This is a genomic window from Enterobacter cloacae complex sp.6700776, assembly GCF_048284255.1.
Classification (GTDB): domain Bacteria; phylum Pseudomonadota; class Gammaproteobacteria; order Enterobacterales; family Enterobacteriaceae; genus Enterobacter; species Enterobacter intestinihominis.
This window is the reverse complement of record NZ_JBLVYK010000001.1, coordinates 166,769-185,562: the sequence shown is the minus strand read 5'-3', so window position 1 is coordinate 185,562 and position 18,794 is coordinate 166,769. Positions and strand designations below refer to the sequence as shown.

Genomic DNA, 18,794 nt, shown 5'->3' with positions numbered 1-18,794 from the left:
AAAATGTCTGAAGGGAGTGTAATAAAAAAAGCTCCGCGGGTGAATCCACGCGGAGCTTAAAAGATTAAAAATTATGCCACTTGCTGTGTTAGATCATGTTACCGGTAAAATAACACCTTTGGGCTAGAGATGGGGGTTATTCAAACTCGTTCCAGGAGCGGCCATCACGGGTGATCATCGCAACGGAGGCGACAGGTCCCCATGTTCCCGCCTGATACGGTTTTGGCGCGTCCTGGTCGGCTGCCCACGCTTCGGTGATTGAGTCCACCCACTTCCACGCCTCTTCCACTTCATCGCGGCGGACGAACAGCGCCTGGATACCACGCATGGTTTCCAGCAGCAGACGCTCGTAAGCATCGGCCAGATGCGTCTGGTTGAAAGTTTCAGAGTAACTCAGGTCGAGCTTGGTGGTTTGCAGGTTGTGTTTGTGATCAAGACCCGGCACTTTGTTCAGGATCTGAATATCCACACCCTCGTCCGGCTGTAAACGGATGGTCAGTTTGTTCTGCGGCAGTTCCTGCCAGGATTCTTTGAACAGGTTCAGTTCCGGATTTTTGAAGTAGACCACCACTTCGGAGCATTTTGCCGGCAGACGTTTCCCGGTACGCAGGTAGAACGGCACGCCGGCCCAGCGCCAGTCGTCGATATCCACGCGGATCGCCACAAACGTCTCGGTGTTGCTGGACTTGTTCGCGCCCTCTTCTTCCAGATAGCCAGGGACTTTTTTCCCCTGGGCAAAACCTGCGGTGTACTGGCCGCGCACGGTTTTCTCACGCACGTTGGAGCGGTCAATACGGCGCAGTGATTTCAGCACTTTCACTTTGGCGTCACGAATACTGTCGGCCGTCAGATCTGACGGTGGAGACATGGCAATCATGCACAGAATTTGCAGCAGGTGGTTCTGGATCATGTCACGCATCTGGCCGGCCTGGTCGAAGTAGCCCCAGCGGCCTTCGATGCCCACTTCTTCCGCCACGGTAATTTCCACGTGGTCGATAGTGCGGTTGTCCCAGTTGTTCACAAACAGGGAGTTGGCAAAACGCAGCGCCAGCAGGTTCAGAACCGTCTCTTTACCCAGATAGTGGTCAATACGGTAAACCTGACACTCCTCAAAGAACTCGCCCACCTGGTCGTTGATTTCACGCGAGGTTGCAAGCGACGTACCCAGCGGCTTCTCCATCACCACGCGCGCCGGTTTGGCGTTCAGCTTCGCTTCGCCCAGACCTTTGCAGATGGCGCCGAAGGTGCTTGGCGGCATGGCGAAATAGTTAATGGTGACGCGATTTTCCTGGTCCAGCATTTCACCCAGACGGGTAAAGGCGCTTACATCGTTGACGTCCAGATTGCAGAAATCGAGACGCCCGCTCAGCTTATCCCAAAGGCTTTCATCGATTTTCTCTTTCATGAAGGTTTCGAGCGCCTCGCGCACGACTTTGGTATAAGCCTCCTTATCCCAGTCGGCGCGCCCTACCCCAAGAATTCGGGTATCGGGATGGATCTGGCCCGCTTTTTCGAGCTGATACAGGGAAGGCAGCAATTTTCGGCGTGCAAGATCGCCTTTCGCGCCGAAAATGACCAGGTCACATGCCTGGGCTGTTTGCGTTACCGCCATGTCATTCTCCTCAGTTAGATCTCCTGGTACTCTGCCAGGTATCGTTGTAATTTTATTACAATGCACTGTACTGCTTTTACGCGTTTCCTGAAACCATTAGCGCTTAACGTCACGTGCGATACGGTGATTTTTCGTCGCCGTTGCCATAATGCCCGTCTGGTGACGCAACTAATGTCGATTCTTTGCGCAACAGGGTCAGAGCAAAACCCGACGTCGATCAAGTAATGAAAAAAAACAACAACATTTCTTGTCGACGATTACCCTTTCGGGTGTCCCGGGGGTAATATCGGCTAAATCGAATCAAGGTTTCATCTCTATGAAATCGTTTATGCCCTCATGAGCGTCTTGTTAACAATGAACATGCTGGAAAAAATCCAGTTTCAACTGGAACACCTTAGCAAATCCGAGCGCAAAGTGGCTGAAGTTATTCTCGCCGCGCCCGCTCAGGCGATTCATTCAAGCATCGCCGCTCTGGCACAGGAATCAGGCGTCAGCGAACCGACGGTCAATCGATTCTGTCGTAGTCTGGACACCCGCGGCTTTCCTGATTTTAAACTGCATCTGGCACAAAGTCTGGCAAACGGTACCCCGTATGTTAATCGCAATGTAGATGAAGACGACAGCGTTGATGCTTACACCGCAAAAATATTTGAATCGGCAATGGCCACGCTCGACCATGTTCGCCAGTCTCTGGACATGAGTTCAGTGAATCGCGCGGTCGATCTTCTTACGCAGGCCAAACGGATTGCCTTCTTTGGCCTTGGCTCGTCCGCCGCCGTGGCGCATGACGCCATGAATAAGTTCTTTCGCTTTAACGTGCCGGTGATTTACTCCGATGACATTGTGCTGCAACGCATGAGCTGTATGAATTGTAGCGAAGATGATGTCGTGGTACTCATCTCCCATACGGGCCGCACCAAGAGCCAGGTGGAGCTGGCGCAACTCGCGCGTGACAACGATGCGATGGTCATCGCCCTGACGACGGCAGGTACGCCGCTGGCCCGGGAAGCAACGCTCGCCATTACCCTGGACGTACCGGAAGATACCGACATGTACATGCCGATGGTCTCCCGCCTGGCGCAGCTGACGGTCATCGACGTGCTGGCGACCGGTTTTACCTTACGCCGGGGCGCAAAATTCCGGGATAACTTGAAGCGGGTCAAGGAAGCCCTGAAAGAATCGCGTTTTGATAAAGAATTGCTTATAAAGAGCGATGTTCCCTAATAACGACGATGTACGATTTACGGCATTCGGTCCCCTCGCTACTGCCTTGCGATAGATGAAGGCCGATTCTATGTTCACGCAACACCAAAGTTGTTTCAGTCAACGGAGTATTACATGTCCAGAAGGCTTCGCAGAACCAAGATCGTCACCACCCTAGGCCCGGCCACCGACCGCGATAATAACCTCGAGAAGATTATCGCCGCGGGTGCCAACGTGGTGCGCATGAACTTCTCTCACGGTACGCCAGAAGACCATAAATTACGTGCCGACAAAGTGCGTGAAATCGCAGCTAAACTGGGCCGCCATGTTGCTATCCTCGGTGACCTGCAAGGTCCAAAAATCCGCGTATCGACCTTTAAAGAGGGCAAAGTCTTCCTCAACATCGGCGATAAATTCCTGCTGGATGCCAACCTGAGCAAAGGCGAAGGCGATAAGGAAAAAGTGGGTATCGACTACAAAGGTCTGCCTGCTGACGTTGTGCCTGGCGACATCCTGCTGCTGGACGACGGACGCGTACAGCTGAAAGTGCTGGAAGTTCAGGGTATGAAGGTGTTCACCGAAGTGACCGTCGGCGGCCCGCTCTCCAACAACAAAGGCATCAACAAACTCGGCGGTGGCCTGTCTGCCGAAGCGCTGACCGATAAAGACAAAGCGGATATCGTGACCGCAGCGCAGATCGGCGTGGATTATCTGGCCGTCTCCTTCCCCCGCTGCGGCGAAGATCTGAACTATGCTCGCCGCCTGGCGCGTGATGCAGGCTGCGATGCGAAAATTGTTGCGAAAGTGGAACGCGCTGAAGCGGTCTGCGATCAGGACGCGATGGACGACGTGATCCTGGCGTCTGACGTGGTGATGGTTGCCCGTGGTGATCTGGGCGTGGAAATTGGCGACCCTGAACTGGTCGGTATCCAGAAAGCGCTGATCCGTCGCGCGCGTCAGCTGAACCGCGCGGTGATCACCGCCACCCAGATGATGGAATCCATGATCACCAACCCAATGCCAACCCGTGCGGAAGTCATGGACGTGGCGAACGCCGTGCTGGATGGTACTGACGCAGTGATGCTGTCAGCAGAAACCGCTGCGGGTCAGTATCCGGCGGAAACCGTGGCCGCCATGGCGCGCGTCTGCCTGGGTGCGGAGAAGATCCCAAGCATTAATGTCTCCAAGCACCGCCTGGATATCCAGTTCGACAATGTGGAAGAAGCGATTGCGATGTCCGCGATGTACGCAGCCAACCACCTGAAAGGGGTCACGGCGATCATCACCATGACCGAATCTGGCCGTACCGCGCTAATGACGTCTCGCATCAGCTCTGGTCTGCCGATCTTCGCCATGTCCCGTCATGAGCGTACGCTGAACCTGACGGCGCTGTATCGCGGCGTGACGCCAGTCTACTTCGACAGCACCAACGATGGCGTGGCCGCCGCGCACGATGCCGTGAATCTGCTGCGCGACAAAGGTTATCTGGTATCCGGTGATATCGTTATCGTGACGCAGGGTGACGTGATGAGCACCATCGGCTCAACCAATACCACCCGCGTACTGACCGTAGAGTAAGCTCCGATCCCCTCTCCCCTAAGGGGAGAGGGGTGAAGGTTTCCTATTTCTTCGGGAAAAGCTCTTTACGCTTGTACGGCTCTGTTTCGCCAGGTTTACGCGTTTTGAGCAACTTCAGGATCCACGTATATTGCTCCTTATGTGGCCCCACCAGCACTTCCACCTCTTCATTCATGCGGCGTGCAATGGTGCGATCGTCCGCGGTCAGCAGATCGTCCATCGGCGGACGTACCTCAATGCTCAGGCGATGCGTTTTACCGTCATAAACCGGGAACAGCGGGATCACGCGGGCACGGCAGACTTTCATCAGGCGACCAATCGCGGGTAGCGTAGCTTTATAGGTCGCGAAGAAATCGACGAACTCGCTGTGCTCAGGACCGTGGTCCTGATCGGGCAGATAGTAGCCCCAGTAACCCTGACGTACCGACTGAATGAAAGGCTTAATGCCATCGTTACGGGCGTGCAGACGTCCGCCAAAGCGACGGCGCACGGTATTCCAGACGAAATCGTAGATTTTGTTTCCCTGATTATGGAACATCGCCGCCATTTTCTGGCCCTGCGATGCCATTAACATTGCCGGAATGTCGACCCCCCAACCGTGCGGCACCAGGAAAATCACTTTTTCATCATTGCGACGCATCTCGTCGATGATTTCCAGCCCTTTCCAGTCAACGCGGTCGACGATCTTTTCCGGCCCTTTCAGCGCCAGTTCCGCCATCATCGCCATGGCCTGTGGCGCGGTGGTATACATGTCATCAATGATTGCTTCGCGTTCGACGTCGGTTTTATCCGGGAAGCAGTACAGAAGGTTTATTTGCGCCCGGCGGCGTGCGCTTTTACCTAAGCGCCCTGCCAGGCACCCCACTTTACCGAGCACCGGATCGCGGAGGGAAGCAGGTAGTAACGCCATGCCAGCAAACGCGTATACGCCAAGCCAGGCGCCCCAGTTACGCGGGTGGCGAAAGGATTTTTCAAACTCGGGAATGTACTCAATATTGTTTTTTTTGGTTTCCATGCGGGTTCCAGGATCTGGTGACGCAAAAATATATTCAGATAGTGTAGCGAGGCAGCCGTCCGCGTACAAAAGAAAAAGCCGGCGCACACTGACGCCGGCTTATTTTTGAGGGTGTTAGCTTAGTCGAAGCGCAGCTGTGGCATCACCTCTTTCACCTGCGCCAGGTAATCTTTGCGATCTTTCCCGGTCAGCCCTTCGGTGCGCGGCAGTTTCGCCGTCAGCGGGTTAACCGCCTGCTGGTTGATCCACACTTCGTAGTGCAGGTGCGGGCCCGTCGACCGGCCGGTGTTACCAGACAGCGCGATGCGATCGCCACGTTTCACCTTCTGGCCCGGTTTGACCAGCAGTTTACGCAGGTGCATGTAGCGGGTGGTGTACGTGCGACCGTGACGAATAGCAACGTAATAGCCAGCAGCACCGCTGCGTTTCGCCATGACCACTTCACCATCGCCTACCGCCAGCACTGGCGTGCCCTGCGGCATGGCGAAGTCAACGCCACGGTGCGGCGCAACGCGGCCCGTTACCGGGTTCAGACGACGCGGGTTAAAGTTGGAGGAGACGCGGAACTGTTTCGCCGTTGGGAAACGCAGGAAGCCTTTTGCCAGGCCCGTACCGCTGCGGTCATAGAACTTACCGTCTTCCGCGCGAATGGCGTAGTAGTCTTTGCCGTCTGAACGCAGACGAACACCCACCAGCTGGCTCTGCTCGCGCTTACCGTCCAGCATTTCGCGGGACATCAGGACAGAGAACTGATCGCCTTTTTTCAGTTTGCGGAAATCCATCTGCCACTGCATGGCTTTGATCACCGAGCTGATTTCAGCGCTGGTCAGGCCAGCATCGCGGGCACTGGAAACAAAGCTGCCGCCGACGGTCCCTTTCATCACGCTGTTAACCCAGTCGCCCTGCTGCATTTCACTGGTCATTTTGAAACCGTTTGCGGTGCGATCGTAGGTGCGGGTTTCGCGACGGGACATCTCCCAGGTCAGACGTTGCAGATCGCCGTCGGGCGTTAAGGTCCAGGAAAGCTGCTGACCAATTTTCAGGTTACGCAGCTCTTTATCGGATGCGGCAAGCTGGCTAATGTTGCCCATGTCGATACCGTACTGGTTCAGGACGCTGCTCAGCGTATCGCCAGTAGAAACAACATATTCATGAATGCCGGTTTCATTCTGGATCTTGTCATCCAGCTCATCCTGGGGAATAGCTTCATCTTCCTGTGCGGCCTGATCGATAGGCTCGCTGGCCTCAGGCAGCAGAGAGCGGATCTCGCTCTTCTCCAGTTCGATGGTTTTAATAATAGGGGCAGAACTCGGGTGGTAAACATAGGGCCGCCAGACGGCGACCGCTAACGTGAGAACTGTAAGCGACCCCAGCATAACGCGGTGGGGTCGAGGCAGATTGTTAAATGCCAGGGCGACAGAGCGGGCTATCTGTTGCACGTATTCACTTCCTCGTTAATCTCCTTTCAGGCAGCTCGCATACTGATTCGCCAGTTGGCTGAGGAACTGCGAATAGCTCGCTTTGCTCAACTGGATGTTCGTACCTAGCGGGTCAAGGGTTCCCATGCGCACGGATGTTCCCCTGGCCACGGCTTCTACGACCGCTGGCCTGAACTGTGGCTCAGCAAAAACGCATGTCGCTTTTTGCTCAACCAACTGTGTTCTGATTTCATGTAAACGCTGCGCACCAGGCTGAATTTCAGGGTTGACGGTAAAATGCCCCAATGGGGTCAGACCGTAATGTTTCTCGTAATACCCGTAGGCATCATGAAAAACGAAGTACCCTTTTCCTTTAAGCGGTGCGAGCTCGTTACCTACCTGTTTGTCGGTTGCGGCTAATTGAGCCTCAAAATCCTTCAGGTTGGCGTCGAGTTTGATTCGACTTTGCGGCATAAGTTCCACTAATTTGTCGTGGATTGCAACCGCTGTAAGCCGCGCTATCTCTGGGGAGAGCCAGAGATGCATGTTGTATTCACCGTGATGGTGATGGTCGTCACCTTTTTCGCCATGAGCATGGTCGTGGTCGTGTTCGTCGCCCTCGTCCTCAGCCCCTTTCATCAGTAACGGTTTCACAGCGGACAGCTCACCAATCGTCACCTGTTTCTCCGCAGGGACCTGTTTAGCGGATTTCTGCATGAACGCTTCCATCTCAGGACCAATCCAGACGACTAAGTCCGCGTTCTGTAAGCGTTTTACATCAGACGGACGCAGAGAATAATCATGCTCGGAGGCCCCGTCAGGCAGAAGAACCTCTGTGTCCGTCACACCGTCGGCGATGGCAGCGGCGATAAAGCCAAGTGGTTTAAGCGAAGCGACAACGGCAGCGTTAACATCTTGTGCTGTTGTCCCCCAAAGAGCAGCGGATAAAGCTGCGAAAAGAAGCGTATTTTTCTGTAACATAATGCGACTAATCATCGTAATGAATGCGTGGAATGTGATATTATAACATTCGATGACTTCTGCAAGCTTAAATTGACATGACGACTTTAGTTTCTCTTGAAAATGTTTCGGTCTCATTCGGCCAGCGCCGCGTCCTTTCTGACGTGTCGCTGAATCTGAAGCCCGGCAAAATACTCACGCTGCTCGGCCCTAACGGTGCAGGCAAATCGACGCTGGTGCGCGTCGTATTAGGCCTGGTAGCCCCTGACGCAGGTGTTATCGTCCGCGAGGACAAATTGCGTATCGGCTATGTGCCGCAAAAATTACATCTTGATGCCACCCTGCCCCTGACGGTGAGCCGCTTCCTGCGTCTCCGTCCCGGTACGCGTAAAGCGGATATCCTACCGGCGCTAAAACGCGTTCAGGCGGGACATCTTGTTGAGGCGCCTTTGCAAAAGCTGTCGGGCGGTGAAACCCAGCGCGTATTGCTTGCCCGCGCCCTGCTCAGCAGCCCTCAGCTGCTGGTCCTGGACGAGCCGACGCAGGGTGTCGACGTCAACGGTCAGGTTGCGCTGTACGATCTTATCGACCAGCTCCGTCGGGAGCTTAACTGCGCGGTGCTGATGGTCTCCCACGATCTGCATCTGGTAATGGCCAAAACCGACGAAGTGCTGTGCCTGAACCATCACATCTGTTGTTCCGGCACGCCGGAAGTGGTGTCAATGCATCCCGAATTTATCTCCATGTTTGGCCATCGTGGCGCCGAACAGCTGGGCATCTATCGCCATAATCACAATCACCGCCATGATTTACAGGGACGAATTGTCCTGCGTCGGGGAAATGGACACTCATGATTGAACTGTTACTGCCCGGCTGGCTGGCCGGGATTATGCTTGCCTGCGCCGCGGGTCCACTCGGCTCGTTTGTCGTCTGGCGCAGAATGTCCTATTTCGGCGATACGCTGGCCCATGCGTCATTGCTGGGTGTCGCGTTTGGTTTGTTGCTGGACGTGAACCCTTTTTATGCGGTGATTGTCGTCACGCTGCTGCTGGCCGCCGGTCTGGTCTGGCTGGAAAAACGCCCTCATCTGGCCATTGATACCCTGCTCGGCATTATGGCGCACAGCGCCCTGTCGCTGGGCCTGGTGGTGGTGAGCCTGATGTCCAACATCCGCGTGGACCTGATGGCCTATCTGTTCGGCGATCTGCTGGCCGTCACGCCCGAAGATCTGATTTCGATTGCCATTGGCGTGGTGGTGGTGCTCGGGATCCTGCTGTGGCAGTGGCGGAATTTACTGGCAATGACCGTCAGCCCCGATCTGGCCTTTGTCGACGGCGTGAAGCTTCAGCGCGTGAAGCTGCTCTTGATGCTGGTGACGGCGTTAACCATCGGGGTGGCGATGAAATTTGTTGGCGCGCTGATCATCACGTCGCTGTTGATAATCCCTGCCGCCACGGCGCGTCGTTTTGCGCGTACGCCGGAGCAAATGGCCGGTATCGCGGTGATTATCGGAATGATCGCGGTGACGGGCGGCTTAACCTTCTCGGCGTTCTATGACACGCCAGCAGGGCCGTCGGTGGTATTGTGCGCGGCGGTGTTGTTTATTTTCAGTATGATGAAAAAAACCGCGCAGTAGTCAGCATGTCCCCGGTGGCGCTTCGCTTACCGGGGCTACCATTAATCGCTACTTACGGCATCGCGGGCGGCGTAATACCGAAATGATTCCACGCCCGCACCGTCGCCATACGACCACGCGGGGTACGCTGTAAAAAGCCCTGCTGGATCAGATACGGCTCCAGCACGTCCTCGATAGTCTCACGCTCTTCGCCAATTGCCGCCGCCAGGTTATCCAGCCCCACCGGCCCGCCAAAGAACTTATCCAGCACCGCCAGCAGCAGCTTACGGTCCATATAGTCAAAGCCTTCGGCATCAACGTTCAGCATATCCAGCGCCTGCGCAGCAATGTCAGCCGAAATGGTGCCATCGTGCTTCACCTCGGCAAAATCACGCACGCGACGCAGCAGGCGGTTGGCGATACGCGGCGTACCGCGGGAACGTTTCGCCACTTCAAACGCTCCCTCTTCGCTCATATCCAGCCCCATGTAGCGCGCGCTGCGCCCCACAATATGCTGAAGGTCGGGCACCTGATAAAACTCCAGACGCTGCACGATACCAAAACGGTCGCGTAGCGGTGAGGTCAGCGAGCCGGCGCGGGTCGTGGCACCAATCAGGGTAAACGGTGGCAGATCGATTTTGATCGAGCGCGCGGCCGGGCCTTCGCCGATCATGATATCCAGTTGGTAATCCTCCATCGCCGGATAGAGCACTTCCTCCACCACCGGTGACAGGCGGTGGATTTCATCGATAAACAGCACGTCATGCGGTTCGAGGTTGGTCAGCATCGCCGCCAGGTCCCCTGCTTTCTCCAGCACCGGGCCGGAGGTGGTACGCAGGTTAACGCCCATTTCGTTGGCGACGATATTCGCCAGAGTGGTTTTACCTAACCCCGGCGGACCAAAAATCAACAGGTGATCGAGCGCATCGCCGCGCAGCTTTGCCGCCTGGATGAAAATCTCCATCTGAGAACGAACCTGCGGCTGGCCGATGTACTCATCCAGCAGTTTGGGACGGATCGCGCGATCCACCACGTCATCTGGCTGAATGGTGCCTGCCGATACCAGGCGGTCTGCTTCAATCATCCTTTACCTCACAATGCAGCGCGCAGCGCTTCACGAATCAGAGTTTCACTGCTGGCATCCGGTTTGGCAACTTTACTCACCATACGGCTGGCCTCCTGAGGTTTATAGCCCAGCGCCACCAGCGCGGCAACCGCTTCCTGCTCGGCATCATCATCCGTCGCTGGCCCGCCCGGTGAAGTCAGCACCAGATCGGCCGCCGGAGTGAACAGATCGCCATGCAAACCTTTAAAGCGGTCCTTCATCTCGACAATCAGGCGCTCGGCGGTTTTCTTGCCGATGCCCGGAAGTTTAATTAACGCAGCCGGATCTTCGCGCTCAACGGCATTCACAAACTGTGGCGCTGACATACCGGACAGAATCGCCAGCGCCAGCTTGGGCCCGACGCCGTTGGTTTTGATTAATTCGCGGAACAGGGTGCGTTCCTGTTTGTTATTGAATCCGTACAGCAGCTGAGCGTCTTCACGCACCACAAACTGGGTAAAGACAACCGCCTCTTTGCCCGCCTCCGGCAACTCGTAGAAGCAGGTCATCGGCATATGGACTTCATAGCCCACGCCACCCACTTCCAGCAGCACTAACGGGGGTTGTTTTTCAATGATGATGCCTCTGAGTCTGCCTATCACGTGACGCTCCTGCGTTCTGGATGAAATTAACTGCCGACATAATAAAAAAAGGCTGGATAAACATCCAGCCTGATTTGTCATTATCGTAATCTGCCTCGCGCCAGATTGAGCCGCGACTCACTCATTTGCATCGCGTTCTGGCTGACGTGGCAGTGGGTAATCGCAATGGCCAGCGCATCGGCGGCGTCGGCCTGCGGGTTCGCCGGGAGCTTCAGCAGGGTACGCACCATGTGCTGCACTTGGCTTTTCTCCGCGCTACCTATGCCCACCACCGTCTGCTTAACCTGACGGGCCGCGTATTCAAACACTGGCAGGTCCTGGTTCACGGCGGCAACTATCGCCACGCCGCGCGCCTGCCCGAGCTTTAACGCCGAGTCAGCGTTCTTCGCCATAAAGACCTGCTCGATGGCGAAAAAGTCCGGCTGAAACTGGGTGATGATCTCCGACACGCCCGCATAAATGAGCTTCAGGCGCGACGGCAGATCGTCCACTTTGGTACGAATACATCCGCTGCCGAGGTAGGTTAGCTGGCGTCCCACCTGACGGATAACGCCATACCCGGTGACGCGTGAGCCGGGGTCAATCCCGAGGATAATCGACATCACGCGTCTCCCGTAAACGGTTTACAGGCTCTCATCAGAGAGTCGCTGCAACCTCATCAGAGATTTCACCGTTGTGATACACTTCCTGCACGTCGTCGCAGTCTTCGAGCATGTCGATCAGACGCAGCAGTTTCGGTGCGGTTTCTGCATCCATGTCCGCTTTTGTGGAAGGGATCATGGACACTTCAGCGTTATCCGCTTTCAGACCTGCCGCTTCCAGCGCATCGCGCACGGCCCCCATCTCTTCCCATGCGGTGTAGACATCGATAGCGCCGTCGTCGTAGGTCACTACGTCTTCCGCACCGGCTTCCAGCGCCGCTTCCATGATCGCATCTTCGTCGCCTTTCTCGAAGGAGATGACGCCTTTTTTGCTGAACAGGTAAGCAACGGAACCGTCAGTGCCCAGGTTACCACCGGTTTTGGTGAACGCGTGGCGCACTTCCGCAACGGTACGGTTACGGTTGTCGGACAGGCACTCAACCATCACCGCCGTACCGCCAGGACCGTAACCTTCATAAATGATGGTTTCCATGTTCGCGTCTTCATCACCGCCCACGCCACGTGCGATTGCACGGTTCAGGGTGTCTCGCGTCATGTTGTTGGACAGGGCTTTATCAACCGCCGCGCGCAAACGTGGATTAGAGGCCGGATCGCCGCCACCCAGACGCGCCGCTGTTACCAGCTCACGAATGATTTTGGTAAAGATTTTACCGCGTTTGGCATCCTGTGCCGCTTTACGGTGTTTGGTGTTGGCCCACTTACTATGACCTGCCATAAAAAGTTCTCCAAAAATCGCGCCTTCTCAGGCAGCGTTAATTACAAATTCTTCTATCGCCTGCCGGTTGCTCCATGACTTGGTCAGTGCGGCGGCATCCGCCGCATCCACCCAGCGGTAGGTCAGGTGTTCCGTGAACACGATCTCCCGCTCATGGGGAAGCGCAAGGCAGAACCACGATTCCGTATTGCGCTCAATTCCCGGTGCATAGCGATGACGTAAATGGCTAAAAATTTCAAACTCCACCGTGCGCTGACAGTCCTTCAGGGTCAGTTGCTCGCGAGCAACGTCAATGGCGACCTCTTCCTTTACTTCACGCGCGGCGGCCTGCGGCGCGGACTCTCCCTCTTCCAGACTGCCGGTAACCGACTGCCAGAAATCAGGATCGTCGCGCCGCTGCAACATCAGCACCCGCTTCGAGTCTTCTGCATAAATGACCACCAGAACCGAAACGGGACGCTTATATGCCATATCAGTTTTTCTCTTCCTTCTTCACCACCTCAATGCCCAGCTCAGCCAGCGCGGCCGGGTTGGCAAAGCTTGGCGCTTCAGTCATCAGACACGCCGCTGCGGTGGTTTTCGGGAAGGCGATAACATCACGGATGTTGTCGGTGCCGGTCAGCAGCATGGTCAGACGGTCAAGACCAAAGGCCAGACCCGCGTGCGGAGGCGTACCGTATTTCAGGGCGTCCAGCAGGAAGCCAAACTTCTCGCGCTGCTCCTGCTCGTTAATGCCCAGAATGCCGAACACGGTCTGCTGCATTTCACCGCTGTGAATACGCACGGAGCCGCCGCCCACTTCGTAGCCGTTGATAACCATATCGTAGGCATTCGCTACCGCATCTTCCGGTGCAGCCTTCAGTTCCGCCGCCGTCATGTCTTTTGGCGAGGTGAACGGGTGGTGCATCGCGGTCAGGCCGCCTTCACCGTCGTCTTCAAACATCGGGAAGTCGATCACCCACAGCGGCGCCCATTTGCTTTCATCGGTCAGGTTCAGGTCTTTGCCGAGCTTCAGACGCAGCGCGCCCATCGCATCCGCAACGACTTTCTTGTTGTCTGCGCCGAAGAAGATCATGTCACCGTCCTGCGCGCCGGTGCGCTCCAGAATAGCTTCCACGATGTCCGCATTCAGGAATTTCGCAACAGGGCTGGTAATGCCTTCCAGACCTTTAGCACGCTCGGTTACTTTAATATAGGCCAGACCTTTCGCACCGTAGATCTTGATGAAGTTGCCGTAGTCGTCAATCTGCTTACGGCTCAGCGCAGCACCGCCCGGTACGCGCAGGGCAGCCACGCGGCCTTTCGGATCGTTAGCCGGACCAGCAAAGACCGCGAACTCAACGGCTTTCACCAGGTCTGCCACGTCCACCAGCTCCATCGGGTTACGCAGGTCTGGTTTGTCGGAGCCGTAGCGACGCTCGGCTTCCGCGAAGGTCATGATTGGGAAATCGCCCAGCTCAACGCCTTTTACGTCGTTCCACAGGCTACGCACCAGGGCTTCCATCACCTCACGCACCTGCTCGGCGGTCATGAAGGAGGTTTCCACATCGATCTGGGTAAATTCTGGCTGACGGTCTGCACGCAGATCTTCATCGCGGAAGCATTTCACGATCTGATAGTAGCGGTCGAAGCCGGACATCATCAGCAGCTGCTTGAACAGCTGTGGTGACTGTGGCAGCGCGTAGAATTTGCCCTTATGGACGCGGGATGGCACCAGGTAGTCGCGCGCGCCTTCCGGCGTGGCTTTGGTCAGCATCGGAGTTTCAATATCGAGGAAACCGTGGTCATCCATAAAGCGACGCACCAGGCTGGTGATTTTCGCACGGGTTTTCAGGCGCTGAGCCATCTCCGGGCGACGCAGATCCAGGTAGCGGTATTTAAGACGCGCTTCTTCGGTGTTGACGTGGTTGGAGTCCAGTGGCAACGCTTCTGCGCGATTGATAATCACCAGATCGGACGCCAGCACTTCGATAGCACCGGTCGCCATATCGGCGTTGATGTTTTTCTCGTCACGCGCACGCACGGTGCCCGTCACCTGAATGCAGAACTCATTACGCAGCTCAGAGGCCAGCTTCAACGCATCAGCGCGATCCGGATCGAAGAACACCTGAACGATACCTTCGCGGTCACGCATATCAATAAAGATAAGGCTACCAAGATCGCGACGACGATTGACCCAACCACACAGGGTGACCTGCTGCCCGACGTGGGACTGACGCAGCTGCCCGCAATATTCTGTACGCATGAGATATCCCTTAATTAGCCGCAGGCTGATTGTCGCCTGTCTTACAGGCTACGATGTCGCAGCTTTCTGTATGTCACAACTGGATGAAAAAAGGCGGCTATTATACTGGAAATTCTGCCGCACGATAAGAGCGAAGCACGGCCTGACGCGTGTTTGCTGTGCTCTTATTGTCTATTCTCACAAAAATTAACAAAATTATCCGACCGATAACAGGCCATCCCGTCGTAAGGTGTAAAAAAGCAATTAATTTTACTGGAGTGACAATGTTAACGCTTGATGCCACCAAAACCGCCCTTGTGGTCATTGATTTACAGGAAGGGATCCTGCCTTTTGCCGGTGGTCCACACACCGCTGACGATGTTGTAAGCCGTGCTGCGCGTCTGGCGGAAAAATGCCGGGCCAGCGGTGCGCCTGTCGTCATGGTGCGCGTCGGCTGGTCCACTGATTTCGCCGAAGCGCTAAAGCAGCCGGTTGATGCTCAGGCCCCGGCGCATGCGCTGCCGGACAACTGGTGGACATACCCGGTCTCACTCGGTAAACGCGACAGCGATGTAGAAGTCACCAAACGCCAGTGGGGCGCATTCTATGGCACTGACCTGGAGCTCCAGCTGCGCCGTCGCGGGATAGACACTATTATTCTGTGCGGGATCTCCACCAACATCGGTGTGGAATCCACCGCCCGTAACGCCTGGGAGCTGGGCTTTAATCTGGTGATAGCGGAAGATGCGTGCAGCGCAGCCTCTGCGGATCAGCATCAGGGCAGCATGACCCATATCTTCCCGCGTATTGGTCGCGTGCGCAGCACGGATGAGATCCTCAGCGCGCTATGATGTACGTGGGTTTGCCCCAGTGGTCGCACCCGAAATGGGTGCGCCTGGGTATTACTGGCCTTGAAGAGTATGCCCGACACTTTAACTGCGTGGAGGGCAATACCACGCTGTACGCTCTGCCACGCACGGAGATCGTCGAGCGCTGGCGCGAGCAAACCACCGACGATTTCCGCTTTTGCTTCAAATTTCCGGCAACCATCTCCCACAACGCCGCGCTGCGAAACTGCGATGATTTAACCCACGAGTTTTTCACCCGGATGTCGCCCCTGGCAAACCGTGTTGGCCAGTACTGGCTCCAGCTTCCCGCCACGTTCGGCCCGCGCGATCTACAAGCCCTCTGGCAGTTTCTCGACGCCCTGCCCCACGATTTCACGTACGGTGTGGAGGTGAGGCATCCAGATTTCTTTGCCAAAGGCGACGCGGAGAAAGCGCTGAATCGCGGCCTGCATGAACGATCGGTCAACCGCGTGATCCTCGACAGCCGCCCCGTGCACAGCGCAATCCCGCACAGCGAAGCCGTTGTTGATGCCCAGCGCAAAAAACCGAAAGTACCGGTTCACGCCATTGTTACCGCGCAGAACCCGATGGTCCGGTTTATCGGCAGCGATAACATGCAACAGAATGAGGAGATGTTCGCCGTCTGGCTGCAAACGCTCGCGAAATGGGAGCAAACCACCACTCCGTACCTGTTTTTACATACGCCGGATATTGCCCAGGCACCTGAACTGGTCGATGCTCTCTGGCAGGCCTTGCAGCAGGCGGTTCCGTCGGTTGGCCCCGCGCCGTCCATCCCACAACAATCTTCTCTTTTCTGAAATCACCCCCTATCATAGAGACGTGCCATCTGCCAAAAACAGGGAGTTAGTATGGTCAGCGCGCTGTATGCGGTGTTAGGTGCATTACTGCTGATTAAATTTTCATTTGATGTTGTGCGCCTGAGAATGCAGTACCGCGTCTCCTACGGTGACGGGGGCTTTTCTGAGCTGCAAAGCGCAATCCGAATCCACGGCAACGCGGTCGAGTACATTCCCGTCGCGTTAATTTTACTGCTGTTAATGGAGATGGATGGCGCAGAAACCTGGATGGTGCACGTCTGTGGGCTGCTGCTGATTGCAGGGCGTTTGATGCATTATTATGGTTTTAACCACCGCCTGATCCGCTGGCGTCGTTCCGGCATGAGCGCAACCTGGTGCTCGCTTTTGCTGATGGTGCTGGCTAACCTTTGGTATATGCCTTGGGAGTTGGTTTTCTCCTTCCATTAGCGCACAATATGCCCCTTTATTTTTCCCGGATTTTTACGTTATGTCAGATCGCGACACGCTTTTTTCCGCGCCTATCGCCAGCCTGGGCGACTGGACCTTTGATGAACGGGTAGCCGAAGTCTTCCCGGATATGATCCAGCGCTCTGTTCCCGGTTATTCCAATATCATCTCCATGATCGGCATGCTGGCGGAGCGTTTCGTTCAACCCGGCACGCAGGTCTATGACCTGGGCTGTTCGCTGGGAGCGGCAACGCTGTCCATTCGTCGTAACGTTCATCACGAAGGCTGCAAGATTGTGGCTGTCGATAACTCACCGGCCATGGTTGAACGCTGCCGTCGCCACATTGACGCGTATAAAGCCCCTACGCCTGTGGAGGTGGTGGAAGGCGATATCCGCGATATCGACATCCAGAACGCCTCGATGGTGGTCCTGAACTTTACCCTTCAGTTCCTGGTGCCGGACGATCGTCAGCGGTTGCTGGATAAAATTTATCAGGGCCTCAACCCGGGCGGCGCGCTGGTGTTGTCTGAGAAATTCAGCTTTGAAGACGCCAGCGTGGGCGAATTGCTGTTCAATATGCACCATGATTTCAAGCGTGCAAACGGCTACAGCGAGCTGGAGATCAGCCAGAAGCGCAGCATGCTTGAAAACGTCATGCTGACGGATTCCGTTGAAACCCACAAAGCGCGCCTGCGCAAAGCCGGATTCGAACACAGCGAACTGTGGTTCCAGTGCTTTAATTTTGGTTCTCTGGTGGCGCTGAAAGCCGGAGACGCAGCATGATCGAGTTCGGTAATTTCTATCAGCTGATTGCCAAAAACCACCTATCCCACTGGCTGGAAACCCTGCCTGCGCAAATTGCCACCTGGCAGCGCGATCAGCAGCATGGTCTGTTGAAGCAGTGGTCCAACGCCGTGGAGTTTCTGCCTGAACTGACGCCTCATCGTCTGGATTTACTGCACAGCGTGACGGCGGAGAGCGAAGAGCCGCTCCCGGCCGGGCAGATCAACCGCATCGAAACGCTGATGCGTAACCTGATGCCGTGGCGCAAAGGGCCGTTCTCGCTGTACGGCGTGAACATCAATACCGAATGGCGCTCAGACTGGAAGTGGGATCGCGTTCTGCCGCATTTATCCGACCTGACCGGGCGCACCATTCTGGACGTGGGCTGCGGTAGCGGCTATCACATGTGGCGCATGATCGGCGCAGGCGCGCATCTGGCCGTCGGTATCGATCCGATGCAGCTGTTCCTGTGCCAGTTTGAAGCGGTGCGAAAGCTGCTGGGTAACGACCAGCGCGCGCACCTGCTGCCGCTGGGCATCGAGCAACTCCCTGCTCTGAAAGCCTTTGATACCGTGTTCTCGATGGGCGTGCTGTACCACCGTCGTTCCCCGCTGGAGCATCTCTGGCAACTGAAAGATCAGCTGGTCAGCGGCGGTGAGCTGGTGCTGGAAACGCTGGTCATCGAAGGGGATGAACATGCCGTTCTGGTGCCAGGCGATCGCTATGCGCAGATGCGCAACGTTTACTTCATCCCTTCCGCGCTGGCGCTGAAGAATTGGCTGGAGAAATGTGGGTTTGTCGATGTACGCATCGCCGATGTGTGCGTGACGTCGGTTGAGGAACAGCGCCGCACCGACTGGATGATCACCGAATCGCTGGAGCAGTTCCTCGATCCGGACGACCACAGCAAAACCGTCGAAGGCTATCCGGCCCCGATGCGTGCGGTATTGATTGCGACCAAGCCGTAGTTTGTGCCGGGTGGCGGCTGCGCCTTACCCGGCCTACGCGTCGCACGTTTTCTCCAAAATAGTTCAAGTTGCAGCAAGGCGGCAACGCAGCGAATCCCCGGGAGCTTACATCAGTAAGTGACCGGGGTGAGCGAGGCGGCCAACGCGGCTGCGGCTTGAAATATGAAGGAGAAAAAAAGGCCCCTGTGTAATTTGCAGGGGCCTGGTACAAGCAAGCATC

At 56.0% G+C, this 18,794-nt stretch carries 19 protein-coding genes; 9 read left to right on the top strand and 10 right to left on the bottom strand.

What is annotated here, in order from left to right; translation table 11 throughout:
* Positions 1-136 precede the first annotated feature (136 nt).
* A complete protein-coding gene (zwf, locus tag ACNQ0T_RS01075) occupies positions 137-1,612 on the bottom strand; it encodes a glucose-6-phosphate dehydrogenase (RefSeq protein WP_022648481.1) in 1,476 nt (491 codons plus the stop codon).
* 354 nt (positions 1,613-1,966) lie between these two features.
* Between zwf and ACNQ0T_RS01070 the strand changes: the two genes are divergently transcribed.
* Positions 1,967-2,836, top strand: a complete 870-nt coding sequence (locus ACNQ0T_RS01070; protein WP_003859769.1) for a MurR/RpiR family transcriptional regulator — start codon at positions 1,967-1,969, stop codon at positions 2,834-2,836.
* Positions 2,837-2,950: 114 nt separating this feature from the next.
* The gene (gene pyk / locus ACNQ0T_RS01065; RefSeq protein WP_003859767.1) at positions 2,951-4,393 is read left to right on the top strand and encodes a pyruvate kinase; all 1,443 of its coding nucleotides are present in this window, start codon (positions 2,951-2,953) and stop codon (positions 4,391-4,393) included.
* A gap of 43 nt (positions 4,394-4,436) precedes the next feature.
* Here pyk and lpxM read toward each other — a convergent pair whose 3' ends face one another.
* The 3 genes from lpxM to znuA all read right to left on the bottom strand — a co-directional run bounded on the left by lpxM (position 4,437) and on the right by znuA (position 7,807).
* The gene (gene lpxM, locus ACNQ0T_RS01060) at positions 4,437-5,408 is read right to left on the bottom strand and encodes a lauroyl-Kdo(2)-lipid IV(A) myristoyltransferase (protein ID WP_022648482.1); all 972 of its coding nucleotides are present in this window, start codon (positions 5,406-5,408) and stop codon (positions 4,437-4,439) included.
* Between the two features lie 119 nt (positions 5,409-5,527).
* Positions 5,528-6,847 (bottom strand): murein DD-endopeptidase MepM, encoded by a 1,320-nt coding sequence (gene mepM / locus ACNQ0T_RS01055; RefSeq protein WP_022648483.1) that lies wholly within the window; start codon positions 6,845-6,847, stop codon positions 5,528-5,530.
* Between the two features lie 15 nt (positions 6,848-6,862).
* Entirely contained in the window at positions 6,863-7,807 is a 945-nt protein-coding gene (gene znuA, locus ACNQ0T_RS01050; RefSeq protein ID WP_032622452.1) for a zinc ABC transporter substrate-binding protein ZnuA, read from the bottom strand.
* A gap of 77 nt (positions 7,808-7,884) precedes the next feature.
* Between znuA and znuC the strand changes: the two genes are divergently transcribed.
* Positions 7,885-8,640: a zinc ABC transporter ATP-binding protein ZnuC gene (znuC, locus tag ACNQ0T_RS01045; protein WP_003859757.1), complete on the top strand. Its 756-nt coding sequence runs from the start codon at positions 7,885-7,887 to the stop codon at positions 8,638-8,640.
* Complete coding sequence (znuB, locus tag ACNQ0T_RS01040; RefSeq protein WP_022648485.1) at positions 8,637-9,422, top strand: zinc ABC transporter permease subunit ZnuB; 786 nt, start codon at positions 8,637-8,639, stop codon at positions 9,420-9,422. Before znuC ends, znuB begins: the two co-directional genes overlap by 4 nt.
* A 52-nt stretch (positions 9,423-9,474) precedes the next feature.
* On the opposite strand, the gene ruvB is transcribed toward znuB, so the two are convergent.
* The 6 genes from ruvB to aspS all read right to left on the bottom strand — a co-directional run bounded on the left by ruvB (position 9,475) and on the right by aspS (position 14,730).
* Positions 9,475-10,485: a Holliday junction branch migration DNA helicase RuvB gene (gene ruvB, locus ACNQ0T_RS01035; protein WP_006811035.1), complete on the bottom strand. Its 1,011-nt coding sequence runs from the start codon at positions 10,483-10,485 to the stop codon at positions 9,475-9,477.
* Between the two features lie 8 nt (positions 10,486-10,493).
* The gene (ruvA, locus tag ACNQ0T_RS01030; RefSeq protein ID WP_022648487.1) at positions 10,494-11,108 is read right to left on the bottom strand and encodes a Holliday junction branch migration protein RuvA; all 615 of its coding nucleotides are present in this window, start codon (positions 11,106-11,108) and stop codon (positions 10,494-10,496) included.
* A gap of 80 nt (positions 11,109-11,188) precedes the next feature.
* Positions 11,189-11,710 (bottom strand): crossover junction endodeoxyribonuclease RuvC, encoded by a 522-nt coding sequence (gene ruvC, locus ACNQ0T_RS01025; protein ID WP_014884319.1) that lies wholly within the window; start codon positions 11,708-11,710, stop codon positions 11,189-11,191.
* Positions 11,711-11,744: 34 nt separating this feature from the next.
* A complete protein-coding gene (locus tag ACNQ0T_RS01020; RefSeq protein WP_003859747.1) occupies positions 11,745-12,485 on the bottom strand; it encodes a YebC/PmpR family DNA-binding transcriptional regulator in 741 nt (246 codons plus the stop codon).
* 27 nt (positions 12,486-12,512) lie between these two features.
* A complete protein-coding gene (gene nudB / locus ACNQ0T_RS01015; RefSeq protein WP_023300445.1) occupies positions 12,513-12,956 on the bottom strand; it encodes a dihydroneopterin triphosphate diphosphatase in 444 nt (147 codons plus the stop codon).
* Position 12,957: 1 nt separating this feature from the next.
* Positions 12,958-14,730 (bottom strand): aspartate--tRNA ligase, encoded by a 1,773-nt coding sequence (aspS, locus tag ACNQ0T_RS01010; RefSeq protein ID WP_023300446.1) that lies wholly within the window; start codon positions 14,728-14,730, stop codon positions 12,958-12,960.
* A gap of 263 nt (positions 14,731-14,993) precedes the next feature.
* On the opposite strand from aspS, the gene ACNQ0T_RS01005 reads away from it, so the two are divergent.
* The 5 genes from ACNQ0T_RS01005 to cmoB are packed head-to-tail and all read left to right on the top strand — an operon-like array spanning position 14,994 to position 18,574.
* A complete protein-coding gene (locus ACNQ0T_RS01005; protein ID WP_023300447.1) occupies positions 14,994-15,560 on the top strand; it encodes a hydrolase in 567 nt (188 codons plus the stop codon).
* Complete coding sequence (locus tag ACNQ0T_RS01000; RefSeq protein ID WP_023300448.1) at positions 15,557-16,375, top strand: DUF72 domain-containing protein; 819 nt, start codon at positions 15,557-15,559, stop codon at positions 16,373-16,375. The genes ACNQ0T_RS01005 and ACNQ0T_RS01000 overlap by 4 nt, the downstream gene beginning before the upstream one ends.
* A gap of 51 nt (positions 16,376-16,426) precedes the next feature.
* Entirely contained in the window at positions 16,427-16,822 is a 396-nt protein-coding gene (locus ACNQ0T_RS00995; RefSeq protein ID WP_199126385.1) for an MAPEG family protein, read from the top strand.
* Between the two features lie 40 nt (positions 16,823-16,862).
* The gene (gene cmoA, locus ACNQ0T_RS00990; protein ID WP_003859735.1) at positions 16,863-17,606 is read left to right on the top strand and encodes a carboxy-S-adenosyl-L-methionine synthase CmoA; all 744 of its coding nucleotides are present in this window, start codon (positions 16,863-16,865) and stop codon (positions 17,604-17,606) included.
* Positions 17,603-18,574, top strand: a complete 972-nt coding sequence (gene cmoB, locus ACNQ0T_RS00985; protein WP_032648765.1) for a tRNA 5-methoxyuridine(34)/uridine 5-oxyacetic acid(34) synthase CmoB — start codon at positions 17,603-17,605, stop codon at positions 18,572-18,574. The genes cmoA and cmoB overlap by 4 nt, the downstream gene beginning before the upstream one ends.
* The last annotated feature ends 220 nt before the right edge of the window (positions 18,575-18,794 follow it).

Excerpts from the sequence above, each read along its gene's own strand:
- zwf (WP_022648481.1), bottom strand. The coding sequence starts at position 1,612 with ATGGCGGTAACGCAAACAGCCCAGGCATGTGACCTGGTCATTTTCGGC.
- ACNQ0T_RS01070 (WP_003859769.1), top strand. The coding sequence starts at position 1,967 with ATGAACATGCTGGAAAAAATCCAGTTTCAACTGGAACACCTTAGCAAA.
- pyk (WP_003859767.1), top strand. The coding sequence starts at position 2,951 with ATGTCCAGAAGGCTTCGCAGAACCAAGATCGTCACCACCCTAGGCCCG.
- lpxM (WP_022648482.1), bottom strand. The coding sequence starts at position 5,408 with ATGGAAACCAAAAAAAACAATATTGAGTACATTCCCGAGTTTGAAAAA.
- znuA (WP_032622452.1), bottom strand. The coding sequence starts at position 7,807 with ATGTTACAGAAAAATACGCTTCTTTTCGCAGCTTTATCCGCTGCTCTT.
- znuC (WP_003859757.1), top strand. The coding sequence starts at position 7,885 with ATGACGACTTTAGTTTCTCTTGAAAATGTTTCGGTCTCATTCGGCCAG.
- znuB (WP_022648485.1), top strand. The coding sequence starts at position 8,637 with ATGATTGAACTGTTACTGCCCGGCTGGCTGGCCGGGATTATGCTTGCC.
- ruvB (WP_006811035.1), bottom strand. The coding sequence starts at position 10,485 with ATGATTGAAGCAGACCGCCTGGTATCGGCAGGCACCATTCAGCCAGAT.
- ruvC (WP_014884319.1), bottom strand. The coding sequence starts at position 11,710 with ATGTCGATTATCCTCGGGATTGACCCCGGCTCACGCGTCACCGGGTAT.
- ACNQ0T_RS01020 (WP_003859747.1), bottom strand. The coding sequence starts at position 12,485 with ATGGCAGGTCATAGTAAGTGGGCCAACACCAAACACCGTAAAGCGGCA.
- nudB (WP_023300445.1), bottom strand. The coding sequence starts at position 12,956 with ATGGCATATAAGCGTCCCGTTTCGGTTCTGGTGGTCATTTATGCAGAA.
- aspS (WP_023300446.1), bottom strand. The coding sequence starts at position 14,730 with ATGCGTACAGAATATTGCGGGCAGCTGCGTCAGTCCCACGTCGGGCAG.
- ACNQ0T_RS01005 (WP_023300447.1), top strand. The coding sequence starts at position 14,994 with ATGTTAACGCTTGATGCCACCAAAACCGCCCTTGTGGTCATTGATTTA.
- ACNQ0T_RS01000 (WP_023300448.1), top strand. The coding sequence starts at position 15,557 with ATGATGTACGTGGGTTTGCCCCAGTGGTCGCACCCGAAATGGGTGCGC.
- ACNQ0T_RS00995 (WP_199126385.1), top strand. The coding sequence starts at position 16,427 with ATGGTCAGCGCGCTGTATGCGGTGTTAGGTGCATTACTGCTGATTAAA.
- cmoA (WP_003859735.1), top strand. The coding sequence starts at position 16,863 with ATGTCAGATCGCGACACGCTTTTTTCCGCGCCTATCGCCAGCCTGGGC.
- cmoB (WP_032648765.1), top strand. The coding sequence starts at position 17,603 with ATGATCGAGTTCGGTAATTTCTATCAGCTGATTGCCAAAAACCACCTA.